The organism is Roseivivax sp. CAU 1753, from assembly GCF_054482575.1.
In genome coordinates, this window is sequence record NZ_JBTLRF010000002.1 from 96,810 (window position 1) to 119,814 (window position 23,005).

The 23,005-nt window shown below is 67.1% G+C and carries 23 protein-coding genes; 15 read left to right on the forward strand and 8 right to left on the reverse strand.

Translation table 11 applies throughout. The features are described from left to right. Nucleotides 1–12 precede the first annotated feature (12 nt). A complete protein-coding gene (gene regB / locus ACXYMN_RS05360; RefSeq protein WP_459012885.1) occupies nt 13–1,410 on the reverse strand; it encodes a sensor histidine kinase RegB in 1,398 nt (465 codons plus the stop codon). 83 nt (nt 1,411–1,493) lie between these two features. Between regB and ACXYMN_RS05365 the strand changes: the two genes are divergently transcribed. Together ACXYMN_RS05365 and ACXYMN_RS05370 are read left to right on the forward strand one after the other, a co-directional pair. After that, nucleotides 1,494–2,108, forward strand: coding sequence for an SCO family protein (locus tag ACXYMN_RS05365; protein ID WP_459012466.1), 615 nt, complete (start codon nt 1,494–1,496; stop codon nt 2,106–2,108). A gap of 111 nt (nt 2,109–2,219) precedes the next feature. Further along, nucleotides 2,220–2,759, forward strand: coding sequence for an ActR/PrrA/RegA family redox response regulator transcription factor (locus ACXYMN_RS05370; RefSeq protein WP_459012886.1), 540 nt, complete (start codon nt 2,220–2,222; stop codon nt 2,757–2,759). A 126-nt stretch (nt 2,760–2,885) separates the two neighbouring features. On the opposite strand, the gene trhO is transcribed toward ACXYMN_RS05370, so the two are convergent. Next, entirely contained in the window at nt 2,886–3,797 is a 912-nt protein-coding gene (gene trhO / locus ACXYMN_RS05375; protein ID WP_459012467.1) for an oxygen-dependent tRNA uridine(34) hydroxylase TrhO, read from the reverse strand. Nucleotides 3,798–3,900: 103 nt separating this feature from the next. Here trhO and pncA point away from each other — a divergent pair, with 103 nt between their 5' ends. The 5 genes from pncA to ACXYMN_RS05400 all read left to right on the forward strand — a co-directional run bounded on the left by pncA (nt 3,901) and on the right by ACXYMN_RS05400 (nt 8,965). Then, nucleotides 3,901–4,497, forward strand: a complete 597-nt coding sequence (pncA, locus tag ACXYMN_RS05380) for a bifunctional nicotinamidase/pyrazinamidase (protein WP_459012468.1) — start codon at nt 3,901–3,903, stop codon at nt 4,495–4,497. A gap of 59 nt (nt 4,498–4,556) precedes the next feature. After that, the gene (pncB, locus tag ACXYMN_RS05385; RefSeq protein ID WP_459012469.1) at nt 4,557–5,849 is read left to right on the forward strand and encodes a nicotinate phosphoribosyltransferase; all 1,293 of its coding nucleotides are present in this window, start codon (nt 4,557–4,559) and stop codon (nt 5,847–5,849) included. Between the two features lie 193 nt (nt 5,850–6,042). Beyond that, nucleotides 6,043–7,128 (forward strand): histidinol-phosphate transaminase, encoded by a 1,086-nt coding sequence (gene hisC / locus ACXYMN_RS05390; protein ID WP_459012470.1) that lies wholly within the window; start codon nt 6,043–6,045, stop codon nt 7,126–7,128. Continuing rightward, the gene (locus ACXYMN_RS05395) at nt 7,125–8,066 is read left to right on the forward strand and encodes a prephenate/arogenate dehydrogenase family protein (protein WP_459012471.1); all 942 of its coding nucleotides are present in this window, start codon (nt 7,125–7,127) and stop codon (nt 8,064–8,066) included. Before hisC ends, ACXYMN_RS05395 begins: the two co-directional genes overlap by 4 nt. Then, nucleotides 8,063–8,965, forward strand: coding sequence for an extensin-like domain-containing protein (locus ACXYMN_RS05400; protein WP_459012472.1), 903 nt, complete (start codon nt 8,063–8,065; stop codon nt 8,963–8,965). Before ACXYMN_RS05395 ends, ACXYMN_RS05400 begins: the two co-directional genes overlap by 4 nt. 19 nt (nt 8,966–8,984) lie before the next feature. On the opposite strand, the gene ACXYMN_RS05405 is transcribed toward ACXYMN_RS05400, so the two are convergent. The 5 genes from ACXYMN_RS05405 to ACXYMN_RS05425 form a co-directional block, all read right to left on the reverse strand. Then, nucleotides 8,985–9,776, reverse strand: a complete 792-nt coding sequence (locus ACXYMN_RS05405; RefSeq protein WP_459012473.1) for a pyrroline-5-carboxylate reductase family protein — start codon at nt 9,774–9,776, stop codon at nt 8,985–8,987. A gap of 60 nt (nt 9,777–9,836) precedes the next feature. After that, nucleotides 9,837–10,766: a sterol desaturase family protein gene (locus ACXYMN_RS05410; RefSeq protein ID WP_459012474.1), complete on the reverse strand. Its 930-nt coding sequence runs from the start codon at nt 10,764–10,766 to the stop codon at nt 9,837–9,839. Then, nucleotides 10,763–11,152: a hypothetical protein gene (locus tag ACXYMN_RS05415; protein ID WP_459012475.1), complete on the reverse strand. Its 390-nt coding sequence runs from the start codon at nt 11,150–11,152 to the stop codon at nt 10,763–10,765. Before ACXYMN_RS05415 ends, ACXYMN_RS05410 begins: the two co-directional genes overlap by 4 nt. A 63-nt stretch (nt 11,153–11,215) precedes the next feature. Continuing rightward, nucleotides 11,216–11,647 (reverse strand): hypothetical protein, encoded by a 432-nt coding sequence (locus ACXYMN_RS05420; protein WP_459012476.1) that lies wholly within the window; start codon nt 11,645–11,647, stop codon nt 11,216–11,218. Nucleotides 11,648–11,772: 125 nt separating this feature from the next. Next, nucleotides 11,773–12,327 (reverse strand): TlpA family protein disulfide reductase, encoded by a 555-nt coding sequence (locus tag ACXYMN_RS05425; protein WP_459012477.1) that lies wholly within the window; start codon nt 12,325–12,327, stop codon nt 11,773–11,775. Between the two features lie 24 nt (nt 12,328–12,351). On the opposite strand from ACXYMN_RS05425, the gene argH reads away from it, so the two are divergent. The 8 genes from argH (at nt 12,352) to bktB (ending at nt 20,897) form a co-directional block, all read left to right on the forward strand. Next, a complete protein-coding gene (gene argH, locus ACXYMN_RS05430) occupies nt 12,352–13,743 on the forward strand; it encodes an argininosuccinate lyase (protein ID WP_459012478.1) in 1,392 nt (463 codons plus the stop codon). Next, nucleotides 13,740–13,889, forward strand: a complete 150-nt coding sequence (locus tag ACXYMN_RS05435) for an argininosuccinate lyase (protein ID WP_459012479.1) — start codon at nt 13,740–13,742, stop codon at nt 13,887–13,889. The genes argH and ACXYMN_RS05435 overlap by 4 nt, the downstream gene beginning before the upstream one ends. Then, nucleotides 13,886–14,092: a hypothetical protein gene (locus tag ACXYMN_RS05440; RefSeq protein ID WP_459012480.1), complete on the forward strand. Its 207-nt coding sequence runs from the start codon at nt 13,886–13,888 to the stop codon at nt 14,090–14,092. The genes ACXYMN_RS05435 and ACXYMN_RS05440 overlap by 4 nt, the downstream gene beginning before the upstream one ends. After that, nucleotides 14,092–14,409: a DUF2834 domain-containing protein gene (locus ACXYMN_RS05445; RefSeq protein ID WP_459012481.1), complete on the forward strand. Its 318-nt coding sequence runs from the start codon at nt 14,092–14,094 to the stop codon at nt 14,407–14,409. Before ACXYMN_RS05440 ends, ACXYMN_RS05445 begins: the two co-directional genes overlap by 1 nt. Nucleotides 14,410–14,591: 182 nt before the next feature. Further along, on the forward strand, nt 14,592–15,857 hold the full coding sequence (gene lysA, locus ACXYMN_RS05450; RefSeq protein ID WP_459012482.1) for a diaminopimelate decarboxylase: 1,266 nt from the start codon (nt 14,592–14,594) through the stop codon (nt 15,855–15,857). Between the two features lie 39 nt (nt 15,858–15,896). Continuing rightward, a complete protein-coding gene (locus ACXYMN_RS05455) occupies nt 15,897–18,539 on the forward strand; it encodes a TIGR02302 family protein (protein ID WP_459012483.1) in 2,643 nt (880 codons plus the stop codon). A gap of 191 nt (nt 18,540–18,730) precedes the next feature. Then, complete coding sequence (locus ACXYMN_RS05460) at nt 18,731–19,495, forward strand: SDR family NAD(P)-dependent oxidoreductase (protein WP_459012484.1); 765 nt, start codon at nt 18,731–18,733, stop codon at nt 19,493–19,495. 223 nt (nt 19,496–19,718) lie between these two features. Continuing rightward, on the forward strand, nt 19,719–20,897 hold the full coding sequence (bktB, locus tag ACXYMN_RS05465) for a beta-ketothiolase BktB (protein ID WP_459012485.1): 1,179 nt from the start codon (nt 19,719–19,721) through the stop codon (nt 20,895–20,897). 97 nt (nt 20,898–20,994) lie between these two features. On the opposite strand, the gene pbpC is transcribed toward bktB, so the two are convergent. Continuing rightward, nucleotides 20,995–23,004, reverse strand: a complete 2,010-nt coding sequence (pbpC, locus tag ACXYMN_RS05470; RefSeq protein WP_459012486.1) for a penicillin-binding protein 1C — start codon at nt 23,002–23,004, stop codon at nt 20,995–20,997. Nucleotide 23,005 lies beyond the last annotated feature (1 nt).

Genomic DNA, 23,005 nt, shown 5'->3' on the forward strand with positions numbered 1-23,005 from the left:
GACCGGACGCGTTCAGCCGTCGATCAGCGCGTTTTCTCCCAGCGGTGCATGCGCCTCGGCTTCGGGGACGGCGATGGCTGAAAGCGGCCAGACGACCTCGACGATGGCGCCGCGATGCAGGCCGGCGTCGGGATTGGGCCGCGACGGCGGCGATCCGTTGGCAAAGCTCAACTCCGCGCCGCTGCCTTCAAGCAGCGTCTTGGCGATGAACAGGCCAAGGCCCATGCCTTCATAGCCTGGACGTTCCTTGCGCGGCTTGTCATTGCGGCGCTGACGCATGAACGGATCGCCGATCCGCCCGATCAGGTGCGGCGGAAAACCGCGCCCGTCGTCGACGATCCGCACCGAGACCACGGCATCGCTCCAGTTGACCTCGATCCAGACCGTCGACCGGGCGAAGTCGACGGCGTTCTGCACCAGGTTGCGCAGGCCGTGGATGATCTCGGGGCGGCGCATGACCAGGGGCGGAAGCGACCCGTCGCCGCGGCGGTTTTCAACCTCGATCAGGATCGCCTTGCCGCGGTTCTCGTGCGGCTCCGACGCTTCGCGGATGACCTCGGTCAGCGGCGCGTGGCGCATGTGCAGGTCATCCTTGCCCGCGCGTCCCATCGACCGCAGGATATCGCGGCAGCGGTCGGCCTGCTCCGCGATCAGGACGGCGTCGTCGCGCTGGGCGGGGCGGTCGTCCAACTCGTCGATCAGTTCGGCTGCGGTCAGCTTGATCGTGGCCAGCGGAGTGCCAAGTTCATGCGCCGTGGCCGCCACCACCCCGCCCAGATCGTTCAGTTTCTGCGCCCGCGCCAGCGCCATCTGCGTCGCCGCCAGCGCATCGCCCATATTGTGCATCTCGCGGGTGATGCGGCGCGAATAGACCGAGATGAAGAGGATCGCGATGGTGATCGCCGCCCATTGCCCGAAGATGAACAGATCGGGAATGCGCAGCACCTGCCCGTCGCCGGTCCGCAAGGGCAGATGGAAGAACACCAGCCCGGTCACCAGCAACACCGCCAGGGCGTTCAGGAACACCGTGCGTCCCAGAGGCAGCACCGCCGCCGAGACCGTGACCGGCCCCAGCAGCAACAGCGAGAAGGGATTGTGCAGCCCGCCCGTCAAAAACAGCAGGAAGGCCAGTTGCAGCAAGTCGAACACGAACATCAGCAGGTTTTCGGTCTCGGACAGGCGCTTGTTCTCGGGAAAGATGAACATCGCGACCAGATTGCCGATCACCGACACCCCCACCGCCATGAAGCAAAGCCCGGTCTGCATGTCGAGGTTGTAGATGCTGACCGCCACCAGGATTGCGGTCAACTGACCGGTGATCGCGAACCACCGCAACAGGATCATGGTGCGCAGCCTGATCCAGTTGGAGCGGCGTCGTTCGTCGAAAATGCCGATATCCGCGTCCGTCATCTGCGCCAACCTGTCTCTTGCGGGTCCGGGGGCAAGTGATAGGACCCGGTGCACACACTGGCAATCGCGAGAAGGAGCGGAACATGCGCTGGGCAATGGTAATCGTGGCAGGTCTGGTTCTGGCAGCCCTGATCGGCGTGACGGCCTTCTGGTCGATGCTGCGGGGCGATGCGGATGTCTTTGCCGAATGTCGGTCCGGAGCCGTCGCGGGCACCATCGGCGGGCCGTTCACGCTGATCAACAGCGCAGGCCAGACGGTGACCGATGAAGATATCGTGACCGAACCGGTGCTGCTCTATTTCGGCTATTCGTTCTGCCCGGACGTCTGCCCGTTCGACGTGGCCCGCAACGCCGAGGCGGTCGACATGCTGGCGGAGCGCGGCACCGCGGCCACACCGGTCTTTGTTTCGGTCGACCCGGCCCGCGACACGCCCGAGCAGGTCGGCGCCTATGCAGAGGCCATGCATCCCGACATGATCGGCCTGACCGGCACGCCCGAGCAGATCAAGGCCGCCGCCGATCAGTTCCGCGTTTTCTACCGCGTACCCGAGGACCCCGAGGACGAATTCTACCTCGTCGATCACACCACCTTCACCTATCTGCTGATGCCGGGGCACGGTTTTGTCGAGTATTTCCGGCGCGAGACGTCCTCCGAGGAGATGGCCGACCGGGTTGCCTGTTTTGCCGACGCCGCCTGACACCGGTTCTTGACGAGCGCTGTTGCCGGGTGCGCGTCAATTGACGGCAGCGCGGTGCGGGCTAAGCTTCCTGATCATCGGGCGGGATGCCACTTGGACGAGGAAAACGGGATGCAGGATCTGGGCGAAGACACGTCGCTGTTGCTTGTGGACGACGACGAGCCGTTTCTGAAGCGGCTGGCCAAGGCGATGGAAAAGCGCGGATTCGACGTGGAGACTGCCGAGAGCGTCGCCGCCGGGTCCGCCATCGCAACGGCACGCCCCCCGGCCTATGCGGTGGTCGACCTGCGGCTGGAGGATGGTAACGGGCTGGACGTGGTCGAGACCCTGCGCGCCAAGCGCCCGGACGCTCGGATCGTCGTATTGACGGGCTATGGTGCGATTGCCACCGCCGTGGCGGCGGTCAAGATCGGTGCCACCGACTACCTGTCGAAGCCCGCGGATGCCAACGACATCGTCAACGCGCTCTTGGCAACCAAGGAACAGTTGCCGCCGCCGCCCGAGAACCCGATGTCTGCCGATCGCGTGCGCTGGGAGCATATCCAGCGGGTCTACGAGCTGTGCGACCGCAACGTATCCGAGACCGCGCGCCGTCTGAGCATGCACCGCCGGACCCTGCAGCGCATTCTCGCCAAGCGCTCGCCGCGGTAACGTCGCACGCGCCCTGCCACTGGCCTTCGAGGCCAGAGGCAGGACGTTGGAGGCCCTGCCTCCAAACCTCCGGCGTATTTTGAAAATGGAAAGGGGGGGCGCGGCCTGAAAGGGCAGGGGCGCGGCCTAGTCGTCGTCGCCCGCGAGGTGACGTTCGCCGCGCGCTTTGGCCAGGCCGATCTGTTTCTGGCGTTCGCGGAAGCGCGCCTTGTCATCCACCGATGTCTCTTGCGCGCAGAGATGGCAGGACACGCCTTCCTCGTATTCGGCGCGGGCGCGGTCCGCGGGCAGGATCGGGCGGCGGCAGGCGTGGCACAGCTCGTGCGGGCCTTCGCGCAACCCGTGCCCGACCGAGACGCGGCCATCGAAGACGAAGCAGTCGCCGGTCCAGGTGCTGTCGGCCTCGGGCACCTCTTCGAGGTATTTCAGGATGCCGCCCCTGAGGTGAAACACCTCGGGCACGCCCTGTTCCAGCAGCCAGTTGGTCGATTTTTCACAGCGGATGCCGCCGGTGCAGAACATCGCGATGCGCTTGTTGTGAAACCGGTCCCGGTTGGCCGCCCACCACGCCGGAAAGTCGCGAAAGCTTTGGGTTTCGGGGTTCACCGCGCCGTCGAACGTGCCGATGGCCACTTCGTAAGCGTTGCGGGTGTCGATCACCGCCACGTCCGGACTTTGGATCAGGGCGTTCCAGTCGGCGGGATCGACATAGTGCCCGGTCCGGGCGCGGGGATCGACGCCGGGCTGGCCCATGGTGACGATCTCTTTCTTCAGGCGCACCTTGAGGCGGGGGAAGGGGCGCCTGGCGGCGCTGGAAGTCTTGACCTCGAGTGTTTCGCATCCCGGCAATGCGCGGACATGCGCGACCAGCGCGTCGACCCCGTCGGCGGGCCCCGCCACGGTGCCGTTGATGCCCTCGGGGGCCAGCAGCAGAGTGCCGGTGACGCGCCCGGCCTCGGCCAGCGCGATCAGGCCCGGGCGCAGGGCGGCGGGATCCGGGAAGGGCGTGAAGTAGTAGAGGGCCGCGACCTTGTACATGGGCGGCAGATACTGCAGCGGGCCCGGTCTAGGCAAGAGGCGGGGCTTGTCTCTGGCGCGTCGGCAGGTCAGGCTCGGGCGGCAATCCGGAAAGGAGGGGCCGATGCACGCACTTCTGGTGATCGACGTTCAGAACGATTTCTGCCCCGGTGGCGCGTTGGCGGTGGCGGGTGGCGACAGGATCGTGGATCCGATCAACGCCGCGATGGCGGGGTTCGAGGCGGTGATCCTGACCCAGGACTGGCACCCGGAGGGACATTCGTCCTTCGCGTCGCAGCATCCCGGCAAGGCCCCGCTCGAGACGGTGGAGATGCCATATGGCCCGCAGGTGCTTTGGACGGATCATTGCGTGATCGGGTCCAACGGCGCGGCGTTTCACCCGGCGCTGCACAGCGACCGCGCCGATCTGATCATCCGCAAGGGGTTTCGCCGCGCCATCGACAGCTATTCCGCCTTCTTCGAGAACGACCACGCCACCCCCACCGGGCTTGAGGGATACCTGCGCACACGCGGCATCAGCGCGCTGACCCTGGTCGGGCTGGCCACGGATTTCTGCGTGAAATACTCCGCCCTCGATGCGCGAAAGCTGGGTTTTGACGTGACGCTGCGGGCCGACCTGTGCCGGGGCATCGATCTTGACGGGTCGCTGGCGGCGGCGATGGACGAGATGAAGGCTGCCGGAATCACCCTGCGCCAGTAACCTTGCACAGCGCGCCCTGCGACCGCTAAAGCGGTGCCCATATCCTGAGGAGAGCCGTCTTGGTCGACATCGCAACCCGCGTCTGGAACCACAAATGGAAGATCGACCCGATTGTCCGGTCGCTCATCGATACGGATTTCTACAAGCTTCTGATGTGTCAGTCGGTGTTCCGCAATCATCGCGATACACAGGTGACCTTCAGCCTGATCAACCGGTCGGACCATGTGCCGCTGGCCAAGCTGATCGACGAGGGCGAGTTGCGCGAACAGCTGGATCACATCCGGTCGCTGTCGCTGCGGCGCGGTGAGTCGACCTGGATGCGGGGCAACACCTTCTACGGCAAGCGGCAGATGTTTCGCCCCGATTTCATGGACTGGTTCGAGAACCTGCGCCTGCCGCCCTACCATCTTGAACGGGTGGGCGATCAGTATGAACTGGCGTTCGAGGGGTCCTGGCCCGAGGTGATGTTGTGGGAAATTCCGGCGCTCGCGGTGCTGATGGAGCTGCGCGGTCGCGCGGTCCTGGACGGGATGGGTCGGTTCGAGCTTCAGGTGCTCTACGCCCGCGCCATGACCAAGATCTGGGAGAAGATCGAGAGGCTGCGCAAGATCGAGGATCTGCGCATCGCCGATTTCGGCACCCGGCGGCGGCATTCCTACCTGTGGCAGGACTGGTGCGTGCAGGCGATGTACGAGGGTCTCGGCAATCGTTTCACCGGCACGTCGAACTGTGCCATTGCGAAAAGCCGCGACCTCGAGGCGATCGGGACCAATGCCCACGAGTTGCCGATGGTCTACGCCGCGCTGGCCGGGGACGACGCGGAACTGGCGCGCGCGCCCTATGACGTGTTGCACGACTGGCAGGAAGAGCACGAGGGCAACCTGCGCATCATCCTGCCCGACACCTACGGCACGCAGGGCTTTCTGGATCGCGCGCCGGACTGGCTGGCAGGCTGGACCGGCATCCGGATCGATTCGGGCGATCCCGCCACCGGCGCTGAAACCGCGATCCGCTGGTGGCTGGATCGGGGCGAGGATCCGCGCAGCAAGCTGATCATCTTTTCCGACGGGCTCGATGTCGACCAGATCGAGAAGCTGTATCGCCAGTTTACCGGGCGGGTCCGGGTCTCGTTCGGTTGGGGCACCTTGTTGACCAACGATTTTCGCGGGCTGACACCGGATGACCGACTGGCCCCGTTCAGCCTTGTCTGCAAGGCGGTGCGGGCCGAAGGGCGACCGACGGTGAAGTTGTCGGACAATCCCAACAAGGCGATGGGCCCGGCCGACGAGATCGCGCGCTACAAGCGGGTTTTCGGGGTCGGCGCGCAGACCCGTAGGGATGTCGTCGTCTGAGCGGGCGGGCGAAATGACGGCCCCGATGATCCGACCGCCGACAACTGGCGCGCGATGCCCGGTCCCACCGCGCGGATGCGCCGGGCTGAGGTATCGCGGGCATGACGCGGGGGCTGCGTCGACCCGGCGCGGCCTTGATGCTTTTCACCGGGCCGAGGGGCCGCTATAGGCGGGGCCAAGGGGAGCCATTGTCATGACAAAGATCGCGCCGAAACCCGGCATCATGGACATTGCATTATACGAAGGCGGCAAGTCCGCCGTCGAAGGTGTGACCAATGTGGTCAAGCTCAGCTCCAACGAGAACCCGTCGGGTCCGCCCGAGGTCGTCCGCGAAGCGATCCGGCGCGCCACCCATGAACTGCACCGCTATCCGTCCTCGGATCACCTTGGCCTGCGCGTGGCCATCGCCGAGGCCCACGGGCTCGATGCGGACCGGATCATCTGTGGTGTCGGCTCGGACGAGATCATCCATTTCCTCTGTCAGGCCTATACCCAGAAGGGTGACGAGGTCATCCATACCGAACACGGCTTTGCGATGTACCGCATCAGCGCCAAGGTGGCCGGGGCCAAGCCCGTCGAGGTGCCCGAGAAAGAGCGCGTGACAGATGTCGACGCGATCCTCGCGGCCTGCACCAAGAAGACCAAGCTGGTCTTTCTGGCCAATCCCAACAACCCCACCGGCACCATGGTCGGTCTGGCCGAGATCGAGCGTCTGGCCGAAGGGCTGCCGCCGCAAACGATTCTGGTGCTGGACGGGGCCTATGCCGAATACGTCGAGGGCTATGACGGCGGTGCGAAACTGGTCGACAGCCGTGACAACGTGGTGATGACGCGCACCTTTTCGAAGATCCACGGCCTTGGCGGTCTGCGGGTCGGCTGGGGCTATGGGCCAAAACCGATCATCGACGTGCTGAACCGGGTGCGCGGTCCGTTCAACCTGTCGAACGTGGCGCTTGCCGCCGCCGAGGCCGCGATCCGCGATGGCGACTATGTGCTGAAATCCCGCGCCGAGAACACGCGCCTGCGCACCTGGCTTGCCGAGGCGCTGATGGAGCATGGGGTGCCCTCCGATACCTCGACCGCGAATTTTGTTCTGGCGCGGCTGTCATCGCCCGAAGAGGCCGAGGCCTGCGATCTCTACCTGCAGAAGCAGGGCCTGATCGTGCGCCGGGTCACGGGCTACGGCTTGCCCTCTGCCCTGCGCATCACCGTTGGCGACGAGGCCGCGTGCCGTCGCGTTGCGCATTGCATCGGACGTTTCAAAGCGGGCGAAAGATGAGTGCCGCGCCGCCGGTTGCCGCGCCCATCTACCCGCGCGTCGCGCTGATCGGGCTGGGCCTGATCGCCTCGTCGATGTTCTGGGCGATGAAGCGGCGCGGGCTCGCGGGTCATGTGACCGGCTATGCGCGCTCCTCCGAGACGCGGCAGACCGCGCGGCAGATCGGTCTGTGCGACACGGTCTGCGACAGCGTCGAAGAAGCGGTGACCGATGCCGATCTGGTGGTGCTGGCGGTGCCGGTCGGGGTGATGGGCCAGATCGCCGAGGCCATCGCGCCGCATCTCAAGCCCGGCGCCACGGTCACCGATGTCGGCTCGGTCAAGAAATACGTGATCGAGTCGGTCGCGCCGCACATTCCCGAGGGCGTGCACCTGGTGCCCGGCCACCCGGTTGCCGGGACCGAGCATTCCGGCCCGGAATCGGGCTTTGCCACGCTTTTCGACAATCGCTGGTGCCTTCTTGTCCCGCCCGAGGGGACCGATCCCGCTGCGGTGGCGCGGCTGCGCGACTTCTGGCAGGGGCTGGGCGCGCTGGTCGACGAGATGGACGCAGATCATCACGACCTCGTCCTTGCCGTGACCAGTCACACGCCGCACCTGATCGCCTACACGATGGTGGGCGTCGCCGACGATCTGCGCCGCGTGACCGACAGCGAGGTGATCAAGTACTCGGCGGCGGGGTTCCGGGATTTCACCCGCATCGCGGCCTCCGATCCGACCATGTGGCGCGACGTGTTCCTGACCAACAAGGAGGCGACCCTCGAGATCCTGGGGCGCTTTACCGAAGAGCTGTTCGCGCTGCAAAGGGCGATCCGCAAGGGCGATGGCGCACATCTTCACGACTATTTCACCCATACGCGCGCCATCCGCCGCGGTATCATCGAGGCGGGACAGGATACGGAGGCGCCGGATTTCGGGCGTGTGAAGGTGGAACGATGAGATATTTCCTGGCGATGCTGCTGACGGCAGTTCTGGCGACGCAGGCGATTGCCGGGCCCGATGGCTCGGTCCGGCCCGTGGCCCGAACGGTCAAGGCCCCTGCGTCGATCACCGACCGCCTGACACCGACGATCCGCCCGGCGCTGCGGCCCGACCTGACCGAGGCGGCGCTGGCGGCCCAACTGGTCAAGCGCTTTGCCCGCTACGAGCCGGTGCCCCGCAACCAGCCGCTGGCCGAGTTTCCGGGCTACGAGGGGACCAACATTCGCGCCTTTGCCACCGCCAGCCCGCTTGCGGTCATCCGGACGTCACGTCCGGCCCGGCGCACCAAAAGCCTCGTGCGGAAGGCGATGGCCCGGCAACGCGAAAAGGACCGCGGCGCGCTTTGTGGCGATCCCGAGATACAGGGCGAGTTCGTGGGTTATGTGCCCGGGCGCATCGGCGGCTGCGGCATCGAGGACGCGGTCGAGGTGCGTTCGGTCGCGGGCGTGGCCCTGTCGCAGCGGTCGGTGCTGCATTGCTCGGCCGCACGCGCGCTCAAGACCTGGGTCAAGCGCGGCGCGAAGCCCGCGGTCGGCAACGCGGGCGGCGGCATCGCCGAGCTGCGGGTCGCGGCGCATTACGCCTGCCGCACGCGGAACAATCAGCGCGGCGCCAAGATCTCGGAACATGGCAAGGGACGGGCCATCGACATCTCGGCGATTCGCCTGCGCGACGGGACCGAGCTGACGGTGCTTGGCGGCTACCGGTCGTCCGGGCAGGGGCCGATGCTGCGGCGCATGTACAGCGCGGCCTGCGGCATCTTCGGCACCACCCTCGGTCCCGATGCCGACCGGTTCCATCAGGACCACTTCCACTTCGACACCGCGAAATATCGCAGCGGCGCCTACTGCCGCTGAGGCGTCGGTGCGGCAGGGGTCATGACGCGATGCTGCGCGCCCGCGCCGTTGCCGCATCAAGCGCGGCTGCGACATGCTCGGGCACCGGCGATGCGCGCAGAACGTTCAGACCCGCCGCGGTGGTGCCCGCATAGTCGATCATCGCCTGAACCTGCGCTTCGGGCGTTTCGGCATCCTCGGCAAGGATCACGCCGGACGCCCTGAACAATTGCCGCACCGCCCTGAGCGCCACGTCGTCCGCAACGCCGCGCGCGGTGGCCCAGCCCGTCAGACATTCCGCCCAATAGGCCACGAAGCCCGGCACCGGACCCGTGAGCGCGGTGAAAAGGTCGATCTGGGTCTCGTCCGCGATCTCGTCGGTTTCGCCGCAGTTGTCAAAGAAGGCCTGCGCCGTGCCGCGATCCGCAGCGGTGGCGTCGGGACCGGCGACATAGGGCGAGTAGGCCAATCCCCGCGCGGCGGCGGGGCTCGACATCGCGCGGATGGCAGCGCGGCAGCCGGTGGCTTCGCGGATGGCGTTCAGCGTCAAGCCGGCCACCACCGACAGGACCAGCGCTTGGCGTGCCTGAAGGCGCAGATCGGCCATCGCGGCGGGGGGCACGCAGAGCAGGATGGTCGGGCAGTCGCGCGCCGCGACGACCGGGTCGGATGTCACCCGGCATCCACGCGCCGCCAGGGCATCCGCCCGACCGCTTCGGGTCACCAGCGTCAGATCCCGCGGCGGCAGCCCGCCCCGGGTCAGCAGCGCCTCAGCGATGGCGGCACCCAGCGCGCCCGCGCCGATGATTCCGATCGGGCCCTTGAGTGTCATGCGCACCTCCCTGTTCGGGGACGATGCTAGCGGGTGGCGTGCGGTGCTGTCACGGGCCGATCAGGAAAAGCCTGGCGTGCCGCGATCTTTGGGGTGCCGGGCGAGGTGCTTTTGCTTGATCGCCGCCGAGGTATCGCGGCTGCCGTCATGGCTCCAGCCCGGGGCGGCGAAGGCATAGGCCAGACGCTGGCGCAGGGTCAGCCCCGGCTGCCGCACATCATGCCAGATGCCGATCCATTCGTGGAACGCCACGCGCAGCGGGTTGAACGTGCCGAGGTTGTGCACGAGGCCGTAATCGACGCGCTCGTCCTCCTGTTCGGGAACGTAGGTGCCGAAGATCCGGTCCCAGACGATGAAGACACCGGCGTAGTTGGCATCGAGATAGCGCGGGTTGCGCCCGTGATGCACGCGGTGATGCGACGGCGTGTTCATCACCGCCTCGATCCAGCGCGGCATGCGGCCGATGGCCTCGGTGTGGATCCAGAACTGGTAGATCAGGTTGAGCCCGCCGCAGAACAGCACCATCGCCGGGTGAAAGCCCAAGAGGATCAGCGGCGCGCGCACGATCATCATGAATGTGAAGGTGCCGGTCCAGGTCTGCCTGAGCGCTGTGGTCAGGTTGTAGTGCTGCGACGAATGGTGGTTGACGTGGCTGGCCCAGACCCAGCGGATGCGATGCCCGAAGCGATGCACCCAGTAATACCGCAGATCGTCCAGCACGAAGCACAGCGCCACCACCCAGACCGAGGTGCCCAGATCAAGCGGCGTGATCTGCCACAGCGCCATGAAGAACCCCCAGGCGACAAAGCCCAGTGCGATGCCCGAGGCGACGTTGCCCGCCCCCATGACCAGCGATGTGACGGCGTCGCGGGTCTCGTATCGGCCACCGCGCTTGGTCAGCACGATCCACAGAAGCTCGATCAGGATCAGCGCGATGAAGGCGGGGACGGCCAGTTGCACGACGTCGGGATAGCTGGGCGCGTCGATCATGCGGCGGCTCCTGTCAGGTGTTGCCAATGCGCGCGTTCGGACGGGTCGAGGGTCAGGCGGATGCGTGGCGCGGTGATGTCCGGCAGGTGCAACAAAAGGCCGTGCGGCGTCTCTTCGGTACGCACGTCGGACAGCATGCGGGCGCAGCTGTCGGCGCCCATGGCCCAGACCAGCGCCGGACCCGCATCGGTCGCCAACAGCGCGGCGTGACGGTTTTCGGCCAGGGTGACTTGCCGGATCGGAATTTCCGGGTATTCGCGCAGGAAAGCGGTGCGTGCGGTGGCGTCGTCAAAGCGGCGCGGCGTGGAAAGGCCAAGCAGATGCGTCAGGGCCGCGATGCCGAGGATACCGGCGACGACCAGTGCGATCAGGATTTCCAGTGGCATCGGTCGCTCCTCCCACCGGAAAACTGGCGGGAGGAGACGGGTCTTGTCAAAGGGCGCGTTGCGTCACTTGTAGCGGTAGCGGTGCACGTGCTTGGCGTTGCCGGAGCGCGGGTTGAGCCGCACCCAGTCACCCGCGACCTCCCAGACCTGACAGCCGCTGCGCTCGTCGTTCGCGCTTTCGCGGCACAGCATGTTGCCTTCCCAGGTCCAGGTCCCGGTTGCTTCCTTGCCGCCGATGATGGCGACATATTCACCGTTGTTGCGGATGCGCAGCTTGTTGCCGCGCCGGTCCTCAAGGTCCTTGCCGGCAATCGCGACAAGGAATTTTTCTTCGCTGTCGATGGCAATCCATTGGCCATCTGCCGAGGCGGCCATTGTCGCGCCCACGACCAATGCGGCGGCGAGAGCCGCTTTTGTAAAGAGATTGGACATATCTGTCTCCGGAACTGCTCTAGGGTTTTGTTTATTGTTTTTGTTGTCCGGAAACGATGCCACCACCCTGACCCGGCGTCAAGAATTCCGCACAGGATCCGTAGGGCGCGCGGATTGTCGCCCGCCGCGCGACGACACCTCAACCGCCGACCGTCGAAAATTGCCGCGAAGGCGGGGTCTGCCGCCGGTCACTCGGCGATGACTGCCCGAATGAGTGCCTTGGCATCGTCCGACGCCCAGTCCGCATCGCCCGTCAGCCGCGCGACTTCCTGTCCCGCGGGGTTCAGAAGGACGGTGATGGGCAGGCCCAGAACCGCCATCTGACGCGCCAGCGTGGACCCGGGATCGCGGTGCAGCGGCAGGTTGTCGACACCGATCTCGTCGAAGAAGGCCTCCATCGCGGGGGGCGGATTGCGCCCTGTGGCGATGGTGACGACCTCGAAATCCTCGCCGCCAAGTTCGGTCTGCAATTCGGCGAGCTGCGGCATTTCCTTGCGGCAGGGCGCGCACCAGGTGGCCCAGAAATTCACCAGCACCCATTTTCCGGAATAGTCCGACAGGTTCAGGGGCGCGCCCTCGAAACTCTGGAAATCGGCGCTGCCGGCGGGCTTGGCCTCGGCATGAATGTTGAGTTTCTTCATGTGACCGTCGCGCATGTCCGCCAGGGCGGTGATGTCGGCGCCGGCCGGAATTGCAAGCACGAGAGCGGCGGTATAGACGAGCGCGCCAAGAGCTTTGATCATGTATCCTCCAGGGAAGGCCAGGAAATGTCCGATAAAGCCTCGAACCAGATGTGGGGTGGCCGCTTCGCCGCTGGTCCCGACGCGATCATGGAGGCAATCAATGCCTCGATCGGGTTCGACAAGCGGCTGGCGGCGCAGGATATCGCCGGGTCGAGGGCCCATGCCGCCATGCTGGCGGCTACTGGCATCGTCGAACCTAGAGACGCGGAGGCGATGAGGGAAGGCCTGCTCACCGTCTTGTCAGAGATCGAGGGCGGATCCTTCGCCTTTTCGACGGCTTTGGAAGACATCCACATGAACGTGGAGGCGCGCCTGAAGGAGATCATCGGCGAACCTGCGGGGCGGCTGCATACGGGTCGGTCGCGCAACGACCAGGTGGCGACGGATTTCAAGCTGTGGGTGCGGGACCAGCTCGATGCGGCGGAAGCGCAGCTCCTCGCGCTCTTGCGCGCGCTCCTCGCCCAGGCCGAGGCGGGCGCGGATTGGGTGATGCCGGGCTTCACCCATCTGCAGACCGCCCAGCCGGTGACCTGGGGTCATCACATGATGGCCTATGTCGAAATGTTCGGGCGCGACCTGGGCCGGGTGCGGGACGCCCGCGCGCGGATGAACGAATGCCCGCTTGGCGCGGCGGCGCTGGCAGGCACCAGCTTTCCCATCGACCGCCACATGACCGCGGAGGCGCTGGGGTTTGACCGGCCCGCGGCCAATTCGCTGGACGCGGTGTCGGACCGCGACTTCGCGCTGGAATTCCTGTCGGTGGCGTCGATTTCTGCGGTGCATCTGTCGCGCATGGCCGAAGAGCTGGTCATCTGGTCGTCGGCGCAGTTTCGTTTCGTCACCCTGTCGGACCGGTTTTCCACCGGGTCGTCGATCATGCCGCAGAAGAAGAACCCCGATGCGGCCGAGCTGATCCGCGCCAAGATCGGACGCATCTTCGGCGCCAACGTGGCGCTGACGCTGGTGATGAAGGGGCTGCCGCTGGCCTATTCCAAGGACATGCAGGAGGACAAGGAACAGGTCTTCGACGCCGCCGACCACTGGCTTCTGGCGCTGGCCGCGATGGAGGGCATGGTGCGCGACATGTCGTCCAACCGCGCCGCGCTCGAGGCGGCGGCGTCGAGCGGCTTTTCGACCGCGACGGATCTGGCCGACTGGCTGGTGCGCGAGTTGAACCTGCCGTTCCGAGATGCGCATCACGTCACCGGGGCGCTGGTCGCGCTGGCCGAGAAGGCGGGGTGTGATCTGCCGGAGCTGACCCTGGCGGACATGACATCGGTTCACGATGGCATCACAGAGGCTGTCTTTGACGTGCTGGGCGTGCATAATTCGGTGGCGAGCCGCACCAGCTATGGCGGCACCGCCCCCGATCAGGTGCGCGCGCAGGTGGCGCGCTGGAAGGAGATCCTGACATGAAAGTGATCGCTGTCGCCGTCCTGTCCTGTCTGGCGCTGGTGGCCTGCGGTGCCGACGGCGCGCCCGAACGCCCCGGCCCGAAAGAAGACCCGCCGCTTGGGTTCAGTGTGACCGGCAGCGCGTCGGTCGGTGTCGTGTCGCGATGAGACGCTGGGCACTGGTTCTGCCGGTGCTGGCCGCCGCCTGCGGGCCGGAGCCGGAGAATGCCTTCGAGCGCGAGCTCGGACCGCCGCCGGGACCGACGCAGACGACCACATCGGTCAGCATATCGGCGGGCAGCGGTGGCGTCGATGTGGGCGGATCGATCAGCCGGACACGCGGCAATCTTACCTACGGGATCGGCTTCTGATGGGCGGGCTGCGCATTCTCTGGCTGGTGCTGGCGCTGTGGGGGGCGGTGCATCCGATGTACTGGTTCGTCACCTACATGAGCCAGAATGGCTGGTCGCTGGGAAAGCTGGTCGACGCCTGGTACGTCAACGCCTCGACCACCGGGCTGACCTGGGATCTGACCATCGCGGCGATCACGCTGACGCTGTGGGTGCTGGCGGAGGTGGCGGTGCGGCGCAACTGGGCGGGGCTGCTGGCCATACCGGCGACGTTCTGCATCGGGGTCAGCTGTGGCCTGCCGCTGTATCTGTACCTGCGGTCGCGACCCGTAAGCTGAGTTGAGCGCGCCCGGGGGGCGCGCGCATGTCTGGCCCGATTGATCCCCCGGATCATCGGGCAGGTCGGGGCGCTGCCCCGGACCCCGGGCGATTTTTCGGAAAGATGAAGACGATTAGGGGGGTTCTGTCATCCTGCCGTCTCGGGTAGAGGGCGGGCGTGATTGTGCCCCGGAGGTCTTGCATGGATCATTTCCTGTATCGCGACGGTCAGCTGTGCGCCGAGGAGGTGCCGCTGTCGGAGATCGCGGCCGAGGTCGGCACCCCGGCCTATGTCTACTCGACCGCCACGCTCGAGCGGCATTTCCGGCTGTTCGACGAGGCGCTTGAGGGCATGCCCCATCTTGTGTGCTACGCCATGAAGGCGGCGTCGAACCAGGCGATCCTGAGAACGCTGGCGGCCCTCGGGGCGGGCATGGATGTCGTCTCGGGCGGGGAGTACGCGCGCGCGATCGCCGCGGGGGTGGACCCGGACAAGATCGTCTTTGCCGGTGTCGGCAAGACCGAGGCCGAGATCCGCCAGGCGCTGCAGGGCGGCCTGCGGCAGTTCAACGTCGAGAGCGAGCCCGAACTGCGGGCCATTTCGCAGGTGGCGACCGGGATGGGCGTGTCGGCGCCGATAACCATCCGCGTCAATCCGGATGTGGATGCCAGGACCCATGCCAAGATCGCCACCGGCAAGTCCGAGAACAAGTTCGGCATTCCCATCGCCAGGGCCCGCGCGGTCTATGCCGAAGCGGCGGCGCTGCCGGGCATCACGGTCGTGGGCATCGACGTGCATATCGGATCGCAACTGACCGAGCTTGCGCCGTTCGAGGCGGCCTATCGCAAGGTCGCCGAGCTGACCGAGGTGCTGCGGGCGGACGGGCACGACATCCGGCGGCTCGATCTTGGTGGCGGTCTGGGCATTCCCTACGCGCGGTCGAACGCCGCGCCGCCCCTGCCGACGGAATACGGGGCGCTGATCAAGCAGACGGTGGGCCATCTTGGCTGCGAGATCGAGATCGAACCGGGGCGGTTGATCGCGGGCAATGCGGGCATCCTGCTGACCCGGGTGATCTATGTGAAGGAAGGCGAGGGGCGGCGCTTCATGATCCTCGATGCGGCGATGAACGACCTGATCCGTCCGGCCATGTATGACGCGTGGCACGACATCGTGCCGGTGGTCGAGCCCGCGCCGGGGCTTGAGCCCACCACCTACGACATCGTCGGCCCGGTCTGCGAATCGGGTGATACCTTTGCCAGGGCACGGGTCATGCCCGAGTTGCAGGCGGGCGATCTGGTCGCGTTCCGGTCGGCGGGGGCCTACGGTGCGGTGATGGCGAGCGAATACAATACCAGGCCGCTCATCCCCGAAGTGCTGGTGAAGGGCGATCAACATGCTGTCATCCGGGCGCGGCCGAACTTTGACGAAATCATTTCGCGCGATAGCATTCCCGAATGGCTTTGAGGCGATCCGTCTTCTGGCCCCCCTGATGGCGGAGCCGCAATGGCCGATCTGAACTCCAACCCCTACGACGTCCTGGCGCGAATCAGGCGCCCGGCCTTCCTGACCCGCATGGGCCTTGTGGCTGAACGCGCGGTGCGGGCGTTCTGGCCGCTCTGGTCGGTGTCGATCGCGGTGCTGGCGGTGCTGATGCTGGGGCTGCAGGATCTGGTGTCGGTCGAAGTGGTCTGGGCGGTCGGTGCGGTGGCGGCGGTGGCGGCGCTCTGGGCGATCTGGCGGGGGCTGTCGCGATTTCGCTGGCCGACGCGCGAGGCCGCGTTGATGCGGCTCGATGCGACGATGCCGGGGCGGCCGATTGCTGCCGCGCTCGATCATCAGGCCATCGGCGCGGGCGACGGTGCCAGCGAGGCGGTCTGGCTGGCGCACCAGGCGCGGATGCGGGCACGCCTGGCCGAGGCGCGGGCGGTCGAGCCTGATCTGCGCGTCTCGGAGCAGGATCCTTTTGCCTTGCGCTACGCGGCGTTGCTGGCGCTGTCCGTGGCGCTGCTCTTCGGGTCGGTCATGAAGGTGTCGTCGGTCACCGGCATGGGGCCGGGCGGCGGCGCCGAACTGGCGACGGGGCCAAGCTGGGAAGGCTGGGTCGAACCGCCCGCCTATACGCGGCTGCCGGCGATTTATCTGAACGATATTACCGCGCCATCGCTGTCCGTGCCCGTCGGTGCGACGGTGACGGTGCGGCTTTACGGCGTGCCGGGCGCGCTGTCGGTCGCCGAGACCGTTTCCGGCAATCCGCTCGACCCGGACAGCGCCGCGGCGCAGGATGCCGCCCGCGAGACGGCGCAGGATTTCGTCGTCACCAAGGCGGGGCGGGTGGCCATCGACGGGCCGAACGGGCGCGCCTGGGATTTTGCCGTCAAGCCGGATGCCGCGCCCCGCGTGGCGCGCGCCGGACCCTTCGACGTCAAGTATGACGGGGCCGCGGCGCTGCCCTTCACCGCAGTCGACGACTATGCCGTCACCGGTGGCACCGCGACGATCACGCTGGCGCTGGACGCGGTCGACCGCCGTTTTGGACGACGGCTCGACCCGGAGCCGCGCCCGGCGATCGAAATGCAGCTGCCCTTGCCGGTGGCGGGCGACCGGTCGGATTTCGAAGAGGCGCTGATTGGCAATTTCTCGACTCATGCCTGGGCCAACCTGCCGGTCGAGATCACGCTCGCGGTGACCGATGCGGCGGCACAGCGCGGCACCAGCGCGCCCGAGGTGCTGACCCTTCCCGGACGGCGCTTTTTCGAACCGATGGCCGCGGCGCTGATCGAAGAGCGTCAGGCCTTGCTCTGGAACCGGGAGAACGCCCGCGACGTCGCGTTGATCCTGCGCGCGATCAGCCATCAGCCCGATGGGCTGTTCCGGCAATCGTCGCATTACCTGCGGTTTCGCACGATCCTGCGGCGGCTGGAGGCGCAGCTTGACACCGGACTGGACGCCGAGGCCCGGGACGCGCTTGCCCAAGCGATGTGGGACCTGGCGCTGGTGCTGGAAGAGGGCGATCTGGACGACGCGCGCGAACGGCTGCGCCGGGCGCAGGAACGACTGACCGAGGCCATGCGCAACGGTGCCTCCGAGGACGAAATCGCCGAGTTGATGCAGGAATTGCGCCGCGCGACGGATGATTTCATGCGGCAGCTGGCACAGGAACAGCGTCGCCAGAACGAACAGAACGGCCAGCAGAACGCCGAAAACGGCCCGCAGGACGGCATGCAGATGACGCAGAACGACCTGCAGGAGATGATGGATCGAATCCAGGAGCTGATGGAGGAAGGGCGCATGGCCGAGGCCATGCAGGCGCTCGAGGAACTGCAGCGCCTGATGGAAAACATGCGCATCACCGAAGGCCAGGGACAGGGTCCGCCAAGCCCCGGCCAACAGGCGATGGAAGGTCTGGGCGAGACCCTGCGCGAACAGCAGGAACTGTCCGACCAGGCATTCCGGGACCTGCAGGACCAGTTCAACCCCGGCCAGAACCGCCAGGGCCAGCAGGGTCAGCAAGGTCAACAACAGGGCCAGCAGGGTCAGGGCCAGCAGCAGGACGGGCGCGGTGACGGTCAGCCGGGGCAGGGTCAGGGCGACGGGCAGGAGCAGGGGCAGGGTCAGCAGGGCCAGGGCGGCGACCAGCCATCGCTCGAGGACAGTCTGGCTGAACGGCAACGCGCGCTGCGCGACGAATTGAACCGTCAGCGCGGCAATCTGCCGGGCCAGGGAACCGAAGGCGGCCGCGCGGCGGAAGACGCGCTCGACCGGGCGGAAGGGGCGATGCAGGGCGCGGAAGATGCGCTGCGCGAAAACGACCTTGCCGGGGCCATCGACCGCCAGTCCGAGGCGATGGAAGCCCTGCGCGAAGGCATGCGCAATCTGGGCGAGGCTTTGGCCGAACAACAGGGCCAACCGGGACAGCAGGGCGAACAGGGCCAGGCCGAGGGCACGGATCCCGGGCAACAACGCGATCCGCTCGGGCGTTCTGCCGGCAGCCAGGGGCAGATCGGATCGGACGAGCAGATGCTGAACGGCGAAGACGTCTATCGCCGCGCGCGCGAATTGCTCGACGAGATCCGGCGGCGCTCGGGCGAAGGAACCCGCCCCGAGGAGGAACGCGATTACCTCGAACGGCTGCTTGAGCGGTTCTGAAACCCCGGGGGTCGGCCGCACCAGTCTGACAGGCCTGCGGCGATCTGACATCGGGCCAGTGCGGCTGGCCTTTGGGGCAAACGCGCGATTTCCCAGGTTTGGTCTTGCAACGCGGCCATGGGGACGGTCTCATTCCGGCAGGTCCGGGGGATGGTTCCGGCGATCACGATGTTCCTGTCAGGAGGTGGGTTATGCAGATTTCCGGCGAAGCGGCGATCGTTTCCGGGGGCGGCAGCGGGCTTGGTGCCGCGACCGCGCGGGCGCTTTCGGCGAAAGGAGCGACGGTCGCGATCTTCGACCTGAACGCGGAGGCCGCGCAGACCGTCGCGGACGAGATCGGCGGGCACGGGTTCGCGGTCGACGTGTCCGACAGCGCGGCGGTCGGCAAGGCGGTGGCACAGGCAGCAGATGCTTTGGGTCGAGCCCCGCGGATCGTGGTCAATTGCGCGGGCATCGCCCCTGCGGCGAAGGTCGTCGGGCGCGACGGCAGGCTGTCGACCGAGCTTTTCGAGACAGTAATCCGGGTCAACCTCATCGGCAGTTTCAACGTGATGAGCCACGCGGCGCAAGGCATGGCCGAACTGGATCCCCTCCCCACCGGCGAGCGCGGTGTGGTCATCAACACCGCCTCCATTGCCTATCAGGACGGCCAGATGGGTCAGACCGCCTATGCCGCGTCCAAGGGCGGCGTCGCGGCCCTGTGCCTGCCAGCCGCGCGCGATCTGGCCAAGCTGGGTATCCGGGTGATGGCAATCGCTCCGGGGCTCTTCCGCACGCCGATGATGGAAGGGCTCCCCGACGAGGTGTCGGAGGCGATCGCCCGGAACATTCCCTTTCCGGCGCGTCTGGGGGATCCGGCGGAATATGCGCTTCTGGCCACGCAGATCGTCGAGAATGCCTACCTCAACGGCGAAACGATCCGGCTTGATGCGGCCGTGCGGCTTCCGCAACGGTAAACCGCGCGCGGGTGTCGGCGTGGGGAGTGCGTATTTCGGAAATGGAAAGGCAGGGGCGGTCGCGCCTCGCAATCTTTGTCTTTCCATTTTCCAAATACGCATGGCAGGACCGATCCGCATGTGCCCTGTCAGGTATGGGGCACCGCCCTGATCGATACGGGAATGACACCGCCCGCAGAAATGCCGGCAACAGGTATCACGGACAACAGCAAGCGAGAGCATCATGGACAGGGACATCGTCATTCTGTCGGGCGCGCGAACGGCAATCGGAACGTTTGGTGGCAGCCTTGCGGGCACACCGCCGACAGATCTGGGCACCGCGGTGGCGAAAGCCGCTCTGGCGCGCGCGGGTCTCGACGGCCGCGATGTCGGCCATGTGGTGTTCGGCCAGGTCATCAACACGGAACCCCGCGACATGTATCTCAGCCGTGTGGCCGCGCTGCAGGCGGGGATTCCCGAAACCGTGCCCGCAATGAACGTCAACCGGCTTTGCGGCTCGGGTATTCAGGCCATCGTGTCCGGCATGCAGGCGCTGGCGATGGGCGATTGCGATGTGGCGCTGGCAGGAGGGGCGGAGTGCATGTCGCGCGCGCCCCACATCCTCCCGAAGCTGCGATGGGGCGCGAAGATGGGTGATGTGCGCGCCCTCGACATGATGCTGGGGACGTTGCATTGCCCGTTCGGCAGCGGGCATATGGGTATCACCGCCGAGAACATCGCGGTCGAGCATGACATCGGTCGGGGTGCGCAGGACGCTTTCGCGATGGCAAGCCAGGACCGCGCTGCCCGCGCCATTGCCGACGGCAGGTTCACCGCGCAGATCACGCCGGTCGAGGTCCGGGTGAAGCGTGCGATCATGGCCTTCGAGGTCGATGAACACCCAAGGCCGACGACGCTTGAGAAACTGGCCGGGCTGGAGCCGGTGTTCAAGACGGGTGGCAGTGTCACTGCGGGCAATGCGTCGGGCATCAATGACGGGGCGGCGGCCCTGGTCCTGGTCACCGCGGGGACCGCGCAGGCCAAGGGGGTCAGGCCCTGGGCGCGGATCCTGGGCTATGCCCATGCGGGCGTGCGACCCGAAGTGATGGGGATCGGGCCAGTGCCGGCGGTCGAAGCACTGTTTGCCCGCACCGGTCTGGCGGCGGGTGATTTCGACGTGATCGAATCGAACGAGGCCTTCGCTGCGCAGGCTCTGGCGGTCAGCCAGGCGTTGGACCTCGACCCGGCGAAGGTGAACCCCAATGGCGGTGCGATCGCTCTGGGGCATCCGGTGGGTGCGACTGGCGCGATTCTGACCGTCAAGGCGCTTTACGAATTGGAACGGATCAAGGGCAAGCGGGCGCTGATCACCATGTGTATCGGCGGCGGTCAGGGCATCGCGCTGGCGATCGAGCGGCTTTGAACCAAGGGTTGCTCTCTGACAGCGGCGCGCAAACCCGTCCGGTTCCTTTCAGGTGCCGCGCGAAGGCCTGGGCCGGCTGTCTGTAAAGCTGGCGGGGTCACTCCTGCAAGGTGATTGCAGCCCGCGCGCTTTTTCCGGCGGCGTCGATCACCGACAGTGTGGCAAAGCCGCGCCCGGTGCCGTTCAGCAAAACCAGGGGCCCGCGCTGCCCGGTTGCCACGGGGGCACCGTTCATCAGGATCGTATAGGGCGGGACCGCGCCGCTCAGCTTGACGGGCAAGGCGTCAGTGGCCGCGAGCACCGCACCATCCGGCGGAAAGGTGATGCGCAGCGCAGACGGCTGTCGCCCGCGATCCGCGAAGCGGCGCAGCGGTACCGGCAGTTCGGCGTTGGAGACCAGGAGCGTATCGGCGGGCGGCGGTGGCAGCGGCACCGGCGCGGCACGTACATGGGCCAGCGCCTCGAACAGCAGGGGTGCGGCGGTCTCTCCTCCGAAGGCGCCGGGCACCGGGGTGCCGTCGGCGCGCCCGATCCAGACGCCCGCGACGAAAGCGCCGTCATAGCCCAGCGCCCAGGCGTCCCGGTGTCCGTAGGAGGTGCCAGTCTTGTAGGCGACAGCACCGGTGCGCCCCGATGCGGTTGGCGGCGGAATGCCGGACAGAATGTGTCCGACCTGCCATGCGGCGCGCGGCGACAGGACCTTTGCACCGGACGACACGGCGCCGGGCGTGATCGAAAGCGGGCGGGCCTGGCCGCCCTGGGCCAGCGTCGCGTATAGCTGGGTCAGGTCCTGCAGCGTCAGCCCGAGCCCGCCCAGTGCCGTGGCAAGGCCCGGCGCCGCGTCAACGGCAGGGGAGGCGCCCGCGCCGCGGAGCGCCGCCATCAGGTGCGCCGGGCCCAGCGCGTCGGTCAGGTGCAACACCGGTATGTTCAGCGACAGTTGCAGCGCCTCGCGCGCGGTGACATCGCCGCGGAAGAGCCCGTCGAAATTCTGCGGCGCATAGGTGCCGAAGCGCACCGGGCGGTCGGACAGGATCGTTTCGGGATGCGCGAGGCCCGCATCGAAGGCCAGCCCGTAGATCAGCGGTTTCAGCGTCGAGCCGGGCGAGCGCAAGGCCTGCGTCATGTCGACGAAATGCCGCCCCGGCCCGGCGCGATAGCCCGGCGCGCCGACATAGCCCAGGATCTCGCCGCTGCGGTGGTCGGCGACCAGAAGTGCCGCCGAGAGGCGCGGATCGCGCGGGGCCATGTAGCGGGCCACCAGCGCCTCGAGGCGGCGTTGCAAGGCGGCGTCAAGCGTCAGGGTCTGGCGCACCGGGCCATCGGCCAGACCGGCGGTCAGATGCGGGGCCAGCGCGGGCATGGCGTGGCGTATTGCCGGGGCGGGATCGCGCAGGGCGGCCCGGGCGGCCTCTGCGGTCAGGATGCCAGCCCCCTGCATGCGCTGGATCACGCGGTCGCGGGCGCGGCGGGCCGCGTCCGGGGCGCGGTCCGGGCGGCGCGTTTCGGGCGATTGCGGCAGGGCCACCAGAAAGGCCGCCTCGGCCGGGGTCAACCGCTGCGGCGTATGTCCGAGCCAGGCCAGCGACGCCGCGCGGATGCCTTCGATATTGCCGCCATAGGGGGCGAGATGCAGGTAGAGTGTCAGGATGGCGTCTTTCGACAGCCGCCGCTCAAGCGCCAAGGCGACGCGCATCTGGCGCAGCTTGCCCGACCAGGCCCCGGTGCCACCCTCTTCGAGCAGGCGCGCCACCTGCATCGTCAGCGTCGAGCCGCCAGAGACGATGCGCCCGTGCCGCAGGGCCTGCGCCCCTGCCCGCAAGAGCGCCAGGGCATCGACGCCGGAATGCGCAAGAAAGCGGCGATCCTCGTAGGCGATCAGCATCTCGGCAAAGCGCGGATCGACCGATGCAGCCGTGGTGCCCAGTCGCCAGCGCCCGTCGGCCACGGTAAAGACGCGCAGCAAGGCGCCGGTACGGTCGCGGATCTCGACCCCGGTTTCGATCACCGTCGTCGGCAGCGCGGTCGCCGCGATCCAGTCGTCGAACCGGTCGCGCGCGAAGGCCAGAGACCACAACGTCGCGACCAGAAGGACGATGCCGCGCATG